This is a genomic window from Pedobacter sp. HMWF019 (assembly GCF_003061025.1).
Taxonomy (GTDB): Bacteria; Bacteroidota; Bacteroidia; order Sphingobacteriales; family Sphingobacteriaceae; genus Pedobacter.
In genome coordinates this window covers 1-12,539 of record NZ_QAIL01000412.1, presented here as the reverse complement: position 1 = coordinate 12,539, position 12,539 = coordinate 1, and the positions used below count along the sequence as shown (strand labels likewise).

Sequence of the window (12,539 nt, the reverse complement as noted above, 5' to 3'; positions counted from 1 at the left end):
TTATGCTTTCATCGCAGACATCTATGGAGAGGGTAATTATCCCAAAGACAGTAAGGAGGCCGGAGAAAGATCCTCCTATTATAAAAAGAACTATAATGAATACCGTCAGAGGATCAGCCTGGCCTGGCAGGAATTATTGAAAACCGGCGCAGATCCGGCCAAGATTGTTGTGATTGGTTATTGTTTCGGGGGAACGGGAGCACTGGAAGCCGCAAGAACAAACCTGCCGGTAAAAGGCGTAGTCTCTTTTCATGGCGGACTGACCAGAGATGCCTCCAGAGAGATTGCTCCCATCAAACCAAAGGTATTGGTTTGTCATGGAGCGGATGACCCTTCTGTTCCACAAGCCCAGGTAGAGGCCTTTCAACAGGAAATGAGAGACGCAAAAGCCGATTGGCAAATGATCTTTTATTCCAATGCCGTACATGCCTTCACAGACAAAAGCGCGGGAAATGACAATACCAAGGGTGCGGCTTATAACGAGCTTGCAGATAAACGCTCCTGGCAGCACTTCATGGATTTCCTGCACGAAGTGTTGACCAAATAGTTTTAATCCTTCAGCCGGCTTATAATGTCCTCCACGGTGGATTTCTGCTGCTCACCACTGTGCATGTCTTTTAAAGTGAGTGCTCCGCTTTGCATTTCATCACTCCCAATTAAAATCACGAAGGGAATATTCTTCGCATCAGCATAGCTCATTTGTTTTTTCAGTTTTGCTGATGATGGGTATAGCTCTGCGGCAATCCCTGCTTGACGTAAAGTTTGCAAAACCGGTAAGGCATATCTTTCTGCTTCCTGATCGAAATTACTGATCAAGACTTTAGTTCCTGTTACTACGGAGTCCGGAAAAAGGTTGAGTTCAGCAAGCACGTCATAAATACGATCTGCACCAAAGGATATTCCCGCACCGGTCAGCCCCTTGAGTCCAAACATCCCGGTCAAGTCATCATATCTTCCGCCTCCGCCTATACTACCCATAGCTACCTCGTTGGTTTTCACTTCAAAAATACAGCCTGTATAATAGTTTAATCCACGTGCGAGGGTAATATCCAGTTCCAGATCAGGTTGTTTTCCAGATGTACCGATAAGTGCATTCACATAATCAAATACCACCTCTATCTCCTCTATTCCTTTTAGTCCTGTCTCAGAAGTGGCAAGAACGGTTTTCAATGTCTGAAGTTTAGAAGTATTGGATCCTTCCAGAAGAATTACTGGCTTCAACTGGTCAATATCCGCTTCGGTAAATCCTCTTTCCAATAATTCTTTCGTTACCCCTTCAAAACCAATTTTGTCCAGTTTATCAATAGCAACTGTCATATCAATAATCAGTTCCGGCTTTCCGATAATCTCTGCAATACCTGTGAGAATTTTTCGGTTATTGATCTTAATGGTAAAATCTTTCAATCCCAGATCACTTAAGGCTTCCTGGTAAATCAGTACAAACTCCGCTTCATTAAGCAAGCTTTCTGATCCCACTACGTCCACATCACATTGATAGAACTCCCTGTAACGCCCTTTCTGTGGACGGTCAGCGCGCCAAACCGGCTGAACCTGAAAACGTTTAAAAGGTAGAGCAATTTCATTCTGATGCATCACCACATAGCGTGCAAAAGGAACGGTAAGATCATAACGAAGCGCTTTCTCACTTAAAGAAGAAGTAACCGCATTCGAATTCTTTGCTGCCAAAAGATCAGGATTCACCTTGGACAGAAAATCACCGCTGTTTAAGATCTTAAAAATGAGTTTGTCTCCTTCGTCTCCATACTTCCCTGTCAGGGTCGACAGGTTTTCCATAGAAGGTGTCTGGATCTCTGCATATCCGTATTTCTTAAATACTTTTTTAATCGTATCGAAAATGTGATTGCGTTTAATCATTTCCAGTGGAGAAAAGTCTCTGGTTCCTTTAGCTAAAGATGGTTTGATGTTTGACATGGGCGCAAAAGTACAAAAAGTAACAGGCATAAAAAAAGGTTGTCTGCTTTATGAACAGACAACCTTTCTATTTTATTTAAGGTTTAAACCAATAACCTGATTGGCTCCTCCAATAATCCTTTAAGGGTTTGTAAGAAAGCAGCGCCCGTAGCGCCATCCACCACACGGTGATCGCAACCTAAGCTCAACTTCATCACGTTACCTGGTACAACGGCTCCGTTTTTAACAACCGGAATTTGTTGTATAGCCCCTACAGATAAAATTGCACCGTCAGGTGAGTTGATGATTGATGTAAATTCATCAATACCAAACATACCCAGGTTAGAAACAGTGAAGGTAGAACCTTCCCAATCTGCCGGCTGTAATTTTTTAGCTTTCGCTTTTTGTCCATATTCCTTAACTTCTGCAGAGATATGAGATAATGATTTACCATCAGCAAAGCGAACTACAGGAACCAGCAAGCCATCTTCCACGGCCATTGCTACACCAATGTTGGTATGCTCATTGAAGCGGATTTTATCTCCAAGCCATGATGAGTTAACCGCTGGATGTTGTTTTAACGCAACAGCAACAGCTTTAATAATAATATCATTAAAGGAAACCTTCACTGGAGCAACGGTATTGATAGCGGTACGTGCAGCTATTGCATTGTCCATATCAATACTAATGTTCAAATAGAAATGTGGCGCGGTGAACAAGCTTTCTGCTAAACGTTTCGCAATCACTTTACGCATTTGCGACACCGGTTTCTCCGTGAATTTTACTTCACCAACATAAGCAGGAATAACAGGAGCAGTTTTTTCTGCAGCCGGAGCTGAAGAAGATGCTGTACTTGCCGTTGCCGCAGCTGGTTTAAAGTTCTCAATATCTTTTTTAATGATCCTTCCACCATCAGCACTACCTGCAACTTGTGAAAGGTCAATTCCTTTTTCTTTAGCAATCCTTTTAGCCAAAGGAGAAGCTTTTACTCTTCCACCATCAGCGGTTACGGCTTCATGAGCAGCAGCGGGTACATCAGCTGTATTTGCTTTTTCAGCTACCGGTGCATCAGACTTTTTATCTGCTGCTACAGCCGGGGCAGTACCCTGACTTAAAATACCACTGATGTCTGTTCCTTCGGGACCAACAATAGCGATAATACCGTTTACTTTAGCGGCCTGACCTTTTTCAACACCAATATGCAATAAAGTACCTTCAGCATAACCCATCACCTCCATAGTCGCCTTATCGGTTTCTACATCAGCCAGGATATCATCTTCTTTTACTTTATCACCTACTTTTTTATGCCATTCTGCGATAACGCCTTCTGTCATGGTATCGCTCAGTAAAGGCATACGAACAACTGTTACACCTTGTTTTGTAAGCTCTGCTTCAGATAATCCTGAAGAAGCTTTATTTTCTGCAGGTGCCGCAGGAGTTTCTTCTGTTTTAGCTTCTGCAGCAGGAGCAGCTGCAGGAGAACCCGCACCTTCTGCCTCCAGGGCCGCTTTATAGTCTTCGCCTTCTTTACCAACGACAGCGATAACTGCATCCACAGGAACAGCTTTACCCTCTTCTACACCTATGTACAGAATAGTACCATCCCAGTATGATTCTAAATCCATGGTCGCCTTATCGGTTTCCACTTCGGCCATTACATCGCCGCTCTTAACTTTATCTCCAACTTTTTTATGCCACTTTGCCATTACCCCTTCGGTCATGGTATCACTCATTTTGGGCATTCTAACTACTTCAGCCATTCTATAATATCAATGAAATACGTTAAAAATTAATCTAGTACATATGGATAGTCCTTCTGAACATAAATATCAGAATACAATTCTGATGCTTCTGGCCATGGAGACTCTTCCGCAAATTTCACGGAATTATCTACAATTTGTTTTACCTTCTGCTCTACTTCTTCAATCCAGGCCTGGTCAGCATACTTTTCTTTAAGAATAGCCTCTTTAACCGATTCGATAGGATCTTTAGCTTTATATTCTTCTAATTCGTCTTTAGTACGATATTTAGCCGGATCAGACATGGAGTGACCTCTGTATCTGTAAGTTCTCATTTCCAGGAAGGTTGGACCTTCTCCAGACCTTGCGCGCTGAATAGCTTCGTCCATTGCATTGTGAACAGCAACCGGATCCATTCCATCAACCGGAGCACATGGCATATCAAATCCTAAACCAATTTTGTAAATATCAGTCATATTTGTAGTACGCTCAACTGAAGTACCCATAGCGTAAAAATTGTTTTCACAAACAAATACCACTGGAAGTTTCCACAGCATAGCCATGTTGAATGCTTCGTTCAAAGCACCCTGACGAACTGCACCGTCACCCATATAGCAAATATTCACATTACTTGTACCTTTATATTTTTCAGCAAAAGCAATACCTGCGCCCAACGGGATCTGACCACCAACAATACCATGACCACCATAGAAATGGTGTTCTTTACTAAAAATGTGCATAGAGCCACCTTTTCCTTTCGAACAACCAGTAGCTTTACCATACATCTCTGCCATGATGCTATCTGCACTTACGCCCAATGCAAGTGCATGAGCATGATCGCGATAAGTGGTAATCATTGAATCACCTTGTTTCATAGCAGAAATAGCTCCTGCTACAACAGCTTCCTGACCGATATATAAATGACAAAAACCACGGATTTTTTGTTGTCCGTAAAGTTGACCAGTTTTTTCTTCGAACTTGCGCATTAGCAACATCGACTCAAACCACTTCAAATAGGTATCTTTATTAATTTCTACTGCACTCATTTTGGGTGTTGATTTTTTTACGAGAGCAAATCTACTTTTTTATTGCAATATATCGAAGAAATCGAATGTAATTTCAACACTAAGGTTACATAACCTCTACATATTTTCCAACAAATACATCTTAATTTTTTTCAGGCCAGCTTAACTTTCCACACAAAAAAAAACTTTTCACTCAAAAAATGTGGATAACTTTTAAATTTGTTTCGATGACATTTGGATAACATTTGTAAAAAGCATAGTTTTGGCAACCTAACAATAAGCCCTGGTGGTGTACGTTTAAGTGTAAGTGCCTTTTACCCAAACTTAACAGTATAACATGATAAAAAAGTTTTTACTTTCATCTCTAATTGTTTTGTGCAGTATCACAATCGTATCCGCACAATCAAAGACAAAAGAAACTAACAAACTCGAGGATCCTGATAATCTAGCTTCACAATATTTTTCCCAGGTTATGGGTGTCGCTGTGGATGCAACCTCCAATATCAAACTCTATAAATTCATCTACGAATGGATTGGAACGCCTTACCGTTTTGGTGGAAACACAAAGAAAGGCATTGATTGTTCTGCTTTTACCAAAGCTATTTACGATAAAGTTTTCAACACTACGATCTTAAGAAACTCCAGAGATATATTTAGTATGGTCAACCCTCTTCCAAAGGATGAACTTCGGGAAGGTGATCTGGTTTTCTTTAAAATAAAAAGCAATAGCATTACCCATATCGGAATATATCTGGGAGATAATCGCTTTGCTCATGCATCTTCTTCAAGAGGTGTGGTAATCAGTAACCTGAATGAACCTTATTATTCCCGTTATTTTTATAAGGGTGGCAGGATACTGGATTCTGTTAAAAAGGATCTAATAGAAGAATAAAAACAATTAAACGAATACAGAATCCTCCTGAGCACTTAGGGGGATTTTTTTATGAACTACCCTTATGAAAACATCCCAGTTCACTTTGCTGAGCCTGTTGATCTTTCCCGCTCTGATGAGCTGTCTTGGTAATAATGTTGTCGCGGAGCATGCTTCTGTTGTTCAGGACAGCCTTCCAAAAAAAACAATTAAAGATACCATATCCATTACCGCAGTTGGCGACATCATGCTAGGCTCTGCCTATCCCAACAAGCTGGGCCTGCCACCCGACGATGCTGTTAACAGCTTCCAGCAAGTACAGGATGACCTTCATGGCGATGTTATTTTTGGAAACCTGGAGGGTTGTTTTTTAAATCAGGGGAAATCTACCAAGTGTAGTGACACCAGTGGAAATAGCTGTTTTGCCTTTAGAATGCCCGAAAGATACGCTGGTATTTATAAAGCTGCTGGCTTTAATCTATTAAGTATTGCAAACAACCATGTTGGCGATTTTGGTGCCGCAGGAAGGAAAAAAACCACGGCAATTCTGGATTCTCTCCAGATTAACTATGCCGGGCTCACTTCACATCCATTTGCTTTTTTTGAAAAGGACAGTGTAAAATATGCGTTCTGCGCATTTGCGCCTAATGAGAACACTGTCTCCATTAATAAAATAGACAGCGCAAAAGCACTGGTGGCCAGGTTAAAATCACAGGCAGATATTGTCATTGTTTCTTTTCATGGTGGTGGAGAGGGAGCTAAATTTGAGCATGTACCCCGGAGAAACGAAATCTTTTATAAAGAGAACCGGGGAAATGTGTATGCTTTTGCCCATGCGGTAATTGATGCCGGTGCTGATGTCGTTTTAGGACAGGGACCTCATGTAACCCGCGCGGTCGAGGTGTACAAGAACAAATTCATTGCCTACAGTCTCGGCAATTTCTGTACGTATGGTATGTTCAGTTTAAAAGGTTCAAATGGCTTTGCTCCCTTATTGCAGTTAAAGATTAACGCAAAAGGTGATTTCCTTTACGCAGACGTTATTTCGGTGAAGCAAGACCGAATCAACCGTCTGACCAAGGATGAAAACGCTACAGCCTTTAAAAAAATGGCTGCGCTAACAGATGCAGATTTTCCTGGTCATGGCTTGCGTTTTGAAAACGGACAAATCCTGCTTAAATCGGATTTGGATAAGGTTCCTGTACAATAAAAATTTCACCTACTCTTTTCGCGCTACATATTCTCGCTGAAGGGCTCGAACACGTCAGGCGCTCTCCGAGCAGGTAAAATTTTTCTGGGAGCTGAGTCTATCCCGAGTATAGGAAAGCGCATAAATCTTTTTGTTTATTTGAAAGTTGTCTATTTACCGCGAAATCCGGTTTGGCGCCATACTGAAAAAGGTGTAAGGGAGAAGGCCTTTTAAGGTTTGCGGGCTTTTTCTGCCCGCCTAAGCTTAAGCAGCTTTCGAGCTTACCCTTCTTTTTTTCACACCAGAATGACCAAAAAAAAACCCGGCTATTCAAAACAGCCGGGCCTTTCAAAAAACAACAAAATCCTACCAGACACCTACGCGATTTGCAGGCGCAACGTACATTTTTGCTGTTGCAGGAATGTTAAATGCTTTATAGAATGGCTCCATGCTATACACAGGACCATTAACTCTGAACATTTCCGGCGAATGTGGATCTGTTTTTAAACGGACACGCATAGACTCATCCCTGCTCTTAATTCTCCATACCTGAGCAAAGCTTAAGAAGAAACGCTGATCCGGTGTAAAACCATCTATCTTTTTATCGCTTTTACCCTGCGGCGTTAATTTGAAAGCCTCATAAGCAATGGCCAAACCACCAATATCAGCCAGGTTTTCACCCAAGGTCAATTCACCATTTACATGCTGGTTGTCCAATAGAGTAAATCCGTTATACAAGTCCGTCACCTTTTTCGCCTTGTCCTTAAATTTAGTAGCATCACCAGCCGTCCACCAATCTTTCAGATTTCCGTCCTTATCATACTGTCTGCCCTGATCATCAAAACCATGCGTCATTTCATGTCCAATTACCGCACCAATTGCACCGTAGTTAATGGCATCATCCGCTCCAAAATCAAAGAAAGGAAACTGAAGAATACCAGCCGGAAAAACAATCTCATTGATAGAAGGATTGTAATAAGCATTCACCGTTGGCGGTGTCATCCCCCATTCTGTTTTATCCACTGGTTTACCCAGTTTATCCACCATTTCTTTATAAGCATGCTTATCTGCAGACTGAAGATTTGCATAATAATTATCTCTGGTAATATCTACATCGTCATACTTCTTCCATTTATCCGGATATCCGATCTTTTTGATAAAAGCCTGTAACTTATCAACCGCTTTCTGTTTTGTCGCCGGGCTCATCCAATCCAGCTTTTCGATTCTGGATCTATAAACCTTCTGCAAATTGTCTACGAGTTCCAGCATTCTTTTTTTAGCCTCAGGCGTAAAATGCTCTTTTACATAAAGCTGACCCAGCAATTCCCCAATATTTCCATCTGTACTGCTTACAATTGCTTTCCAACGTTCTTTTGGTTCTTTTAAGCCCTGAATGGTCTTTCCGAAAAATTCAAACCTAGCCTTACGAAAATCTTTACTCAATGCAGGTGTTGCACTGTTGATTGCATCAAACTTCAATTTTTCTTTCCAAACTTCAATTGGTTGAGATTTCAATAAATTATTAAGTGCCTGGTAATACTTTGGCTGCCCAACAAGAATGGTATCTGTTTTAAGCTCCATTTTTCCTAACAAAGTTTTCCAATCCATATCTGGAGTCAGCTTCTGAAAATCTCCTACATAATATTTATTGTAGTTTTTCTGAGGATCCCGCAGTTCTACTGGCGTAGAGTGCGAATTAGCAATGCTGGTTTCCAGTTTAAGTACATTATCCGCATATTTTGCAGCCTCTTCCTTAGTCGATCCGGTGAGTACGAACAACTGTGTCATGTATTTTACAAACTCTGCCCTGATCTTTTTGGTCTGTGCATCATTATTAAAATAATAACTCCGCTCCGGTAAAGTAGTACCAGACTGGGAAAAATTCACAGCATTTTTTGTACTGATCTTATCATCCGGGCCAACATAAAATCCAAATAGATCGCCATTTCCGTCTTTGTAACCTTCTGCTACAAAATTGAGAACATCTTTATAATCCTTAATGGCATCAATTTTAGCCAACAAAGGTTTTAATGGAGTATAGCTTAATTTTTCAATAGCAACGGTATCCATACCACTAGCGTAGAAATCGCCAACCTTTTGCTCCAGACTACCCTTCGGGTGTTCTTCCTTGGAGGCATTGATCAGGATCTCGTCCAGGCTTTTAATGTTGTCATTATACAAGGTATAAAATGAGCCCCAGCCAGTCTCTGTTTTCGGAATCTGTGTCTTTTTCATCCACTGCCCGTTTGCATACAGGAAGAAATTGTCACCAGGATTAACCGTGGTATCCATTCCTGATTTATCAAAGAATTCTGTCCGGACCTCCTTGCCAGCCGTGCTGCCTTTGTCTTTGTTCTGACAAGCAGCAAGGAGTGCGAGTCCCGCTAATGATAAACTTAGTTTTGTTTTCATATTATAATCTTAGTTAATTTAAAGCATTATTGCATTCAAAAGGTGCTAATCCAGCCTTCTTCTGCAAAGAATTCAGAAACCTCTTTGGTCTAATTTCAGAATAAAACTAAGAAAACAGGCACACAAATCAGAATATTTATCCCAGTTAAACAGTTAATTTCCTAACTTCAAGAAAAAAAACTATGGATTACTTTCTTTATACCATTCTGATTATTGCTCTCATTGTGGCCCTAAGTTCTTTCGTAACAGTTAGACAGGGGACCATTGCGGTTGTTACTGTATTTGGAAAATACAGACGCCAGCTTCGCCCAGGCCTGAATTTTAAATGGCCCCTGATCGAAATCATTCACTCCAGGATCTCTATACAGAACCGCTCAGTAGAACTCTCTTTCCAGGCCGTTACCCAAGACCAGGCAAATGTCTATTTTAAGGCCATGCTGCTTTATTCCGTCCTGGACCACGAAGAAGAAACCATCAAAAATGTCGCCTTTAAATTTGTGGATGCTACAAACTTAATGCAAGCCTTAATCCGTACGATAGAAGGCTCGATCCGCGCTTATGTAGCCACACAAAAGCAAGCGAACGTGTTGGCTCAGCGGAATGAAATCGTAGAGCATGTAAAACAACAGATCGACAAAGTTTTGGAATCCTGGGGGTATCACCTGCAGGATCTGCAACTCAATGACATTACCTTTGATGAGGAGATCATGAGGTCAATGAGCAGGGTGGTGGCTTCCAATAACCTGAAGGCGGCAGCAGAAAACGAAGGACAAGCGCTTTTAATCACCAAGACAAAAGGAGCAGAAGCCGATGGTAACGCGATAAAAATTGCAGCAGCAGCAGAAAGAGAAGCCGCTCAGCTTCGCGGACAAGGTATCGCTCTGTTCAGAGCTGAGGTTGCACACGGTATGACTAAAGCCGCTCAGGAAATGGAACAGGCCAATCTGGATATCTCCGTTATTCTTTTTACCATGTGGACAGAGTCCATTAAACATTTTGCAGAGAACAGCCAGGGAAATACCATATTTCTTGACGGTTCTACTGATGCGATGAACAAAACGATGAAGGAACTGATGTCTGTTCAAATGCAGAAGCTTTCAGATAAAAAATAACAAAACATTTTATACACAAAAAGGGCTCTTAATTATTTAAGAGCCCTTTTTTATGATTGTTTACAATGTCTATTTATTGATCTGCATCAGATCTGCCATAACTTTAAGGCTTTCATTCTCTACAAAATCAAAACTGTCTTCTTTACCCACTTTATCCCCTTTCTTAATTGGGGGCAGACCTCTTGATGCCCTTAGCTCATTGGTTTTAGCTAGTGCTTTCGCCTCAAGACTATCACGTTCTGCTTTCAATTTGTTTTCATTAAGGGTTACAGAAACTTCATTGTCTCTTTTCTTCATATCCGCAATATCCTGTTGAAGAATCTTATAATCCAGCGAATTTGCCATACGCTGCTCGTGCTGTTTAACCAAAACTGGTCTTACTGCCGAAAGGTCCTGAACAGGTGTGAAATTAGAGCGATTAACCACATCCCACGGCAAAGCAGAAGGCTCAGTATCTTCCCCAATCTTATCCATTGGATATACAGAAGGGAAAATAATGTCGGGCATTACGCCTTTATGTTGCGTGCTGCTTCCGGTAACTCTATAAAACTTGGCCATAGTTAGGTTGATCTGTCCTAACTGAGGTGGCGTAGAGCCGGCACCCGCAGCACCAACAGACCCCTCCTTACTAATCAGAGCAGCCAGCCTTTGCAAAATAGATGGATTGACCAGTTTATTCAAATCGATAGAAGATTGTACTGTACCTTTACCATAAGTCTGTGTACCCATGATAATACCACGACCATAATCCTGAATTGCTCCAGAAAAGATTTCCGACGCTGAGGCGCTCAATCTGTCTACCATTACACCAAATGGGCCATCCCAGGCCACAGCTGGATTGGTCGATTCATTGACATCAACCTTCCCTCTTAAGTCTTTAACCTGCACTACAGGGCCTTTTCCAATAAACAAACCCGTCAGATCAATGGCCTCCAGTAACGAACCACCGCCATTTGCTCTCAAATCCATCACAATGGCATCAACCTTGTCCTTATTCTTCAACGTATCAATCAGCAGCTTCACATCACGTGTGGTACTCTTATAATTAGGGTCTCCTGCATTCGCAGCTTTGAAGTCGGCATAAAATGCCGGCACCTTTATAATTCCAATCTTATAAGTCTTTCCATTGGATTCCATGGTTTTAACCTGTTTTTTCGCAGACTGGTCTTCTAGAATAATCTTCTCTCTGACCAGTTCAATAATCACAGGTTTAGAAGACAACTCATGTCCTGAAGGAATGATCTTTAACCTTACCTTTGTGCCTTTAGGTCCTTTTATTTTAGAAACTGAGTTTTCGATTCTCCAGCCAATAATGTCTTCAAACTCACCACCTGCCTGGGCAACACCGATGATTTTATCCCCTGCACTTAACAACTTGCTTTTAAAGGCCGGTCCTCCAGGAATAATCTCATCAATTTTAAGTACCTCATTTTCCAGCTTCAACCGGGCCCCTATCCCTTCAAATGAGCGCGCCATCTCTTCATTAAAGGCCTGCGCATTAGAAGGATTAAAATAATTTGTGTGTGGATCAATGGTCTCTGTAAAGGCATCCATAATGGTCTGAAACACATCCTGGTTATTGATCTTTGAGATCTGGGATTTTAAATTCTGGTATCTTTTGGTTAGGGTCTCTGCATTTTTCGCCTCTGTTGTACCTGCAATCTGCAAGTTCACCAACTCATATTTAACCCTTTTTTTCCAGATGTCATTTAATACCGTTGTAGATGCAGGCCAAGGCATTTTCTCCCGGTCGTAGACATAAGTATCGTTCTCATTAAAATCATACTTACCTTTTACCTGCGCAAGTGAATAGTTGATCCACTCGTTGTACCGTTTTAGATATACATTAAAGATATAAAAAGGAGCACTCAGATCTCCGTTTCTGAAATCGTCATCCAGTGTATTTCTGTATTGCTCAAAGTTTTTAATATCAGAAGCCAGAAAATAGTTTCTAGAACCATCCAAAGCCTTAATATATTTATCCAGGATGAGAGATGAAATAGAATCGTTCAGCTTAATTTTTTTATAGTTATAATTTTCAATCAGCGCCACCACTTCCTTGCAAACCAGCCCTTGCTGTTCAGCCGGCGTGATGTTAGGCGTTCCATCTACCCGCGGCTGTTGTCTCGGTGCCGCCTGACAGGCCAGCACAGCAGCAGTGAAGGTCACCATTAATATTCTTTTCAACATCTCTTTAAATAATTTAAAATCCATTTTGTAAATCAACAACCAATATGATACCAATTTCTGAAATAAACAAAAAAGAGACAGTAATAATAC

9 protein-coding genes are annotated in these 12,539 nt (G+C 41.2%); 4 read left to right on the top strand and 5 right to left on the bottom strand.

Annotated elements, in window-relative coordinates:
- The coding region (locus DBR11_RS22195; protein WP_108554801.1) for a dienelactone hydrolase family protein at positions 1 to 547 on the top strand (547 nt) is incomplete at its 5' end.
- 2 nt (positions 548 to 549) lie between these two features.
- Here the strand turns inward: DBR11_RS22195 and hisS are convergent.
- The 3 genes from hisS to pdhA form a co-directional block, all read right to left on the bottom strand.
- Positions 550 to 1,932 (bottom strand): histidine--tRNA ligase, encoded by a 1,383-nt coding sequence (gene hisS, locus DBR11_RS22190; RefSeq protein ID WP_108554800.1) that lies wholly within the window; start codon positions 1,930 to 1,932, stop codon positions 550 to 552.
- A gap of 83 nt (positions 1,933 to 2,015) precedes the next feature.
- Positions 2,016 to 3,671 (bottom strand): pyruvate dehydrogenase complex dihydrolipoamide acetyltransferase, encoded by a 1,656-nt coding sequence (locus tag DBR11_RS22185; RefSeq protein ID WP_108554799.1) that lies wholly within the window; start codon positions 3,669 to 3,671, stop codon positions 2,016 to 2,018.
- Between the two features lie 29 nt (positions 3,672 to 3,700).
- Positions 3,701 to 4,696, bottom strand: coding sequence for a pyruvate dehydrogenase (acetyl-transferring) E1 component subunit alpha (gene pdhA, locus DBR11_RS22180; RefSeq protein ID WP_108554798.1), 996 nt, complete (start codon positions 4,694 to 4,696; stop codon positions 3,701 to 3,703).
- A gap of 316 nt (positions 4,697 to 5,012) precedes the next feature.
- Here pdhA and DBR11_RS22175 point away from each other — a divergent pair, with 316 nt between their 5' ends.
- Positions 5,013 to 5,567 carry a C40 family peptidase gene (locus tag DBR11_RS22175; RefSeq protein WP_108554797.1) on the top strand — a complete coding sequence of 185 codons (555 nt, stop codon included), beginning with the start codon at positions 5,013 to 5,015 and terminating at the stop codon, positions 5,565 to 5,567.
- 64 nt (positions 5,568 to 5,631) lie between these two features.
- Positions 5,632 to 6,756, top strand: a complete 1,125-nt coding sequence (locus DBR11_RS22170; protein WP_108554796.1) for a CapA family protein — start codon at positions 5,632 to 5,634, stop codon at positions 6,754 to 6,756.
- Between the two features lie 345 nt (positions 6,757 to 7,101).
- Here DBR11_RS22170 and DBR11_RS22160 read toward each other — a convergent pair whose 3' ends face one another.
- Positions 7,102 to 9,147: a M13 family metallopeptidase gene (locus tag DBR11_RS22160; protein WP_108554794.1), complete on the bottom strand. Its 2,046-nt coding sequence runs from the start codon at positions 9,145 to 9,147 to the stop codon at positions 7,102 to 7,104.
- Positions 9,148 to 9,329: 182 nt separating this feature from the next.
- Between DBR11_RS22160 and DBR11_RS22155 the strand changes: the two genes are divergently transcribed.
- Positions 9,330 to 10,259: an SPFH domain-containing protein gene (locus tag DBR11_RS22155; protein WP_108554793.1), complete on the top strand. Its 930-nt coding sequence runs from the start codon at positions 9,330 to 9,332 to the stop codon at positions 10,257 to 10,259.
- Between the two features lie 69 nt (positions 10,260 to 10,328).
- On the opposite strand, the gene DBR11_RS22150 is transcribed toward DBR11_RS22155, so the two are convergent.
- The gene (locus tag DBR11_RS22150) at positions 10,329 to 12,473 is read right to left on the bottom strand and encodes a carboxy terminal-processing peptidase (protein WP_108554792.1); all 2,145 of its coding nucleotides are present in this window, start codon (positions 12,471 to 12,473) and stop codon (positions 10,329 to 10,331) included.
- Positions 12,474 to 12,539 lie beyond the last annotated feature (66 nt).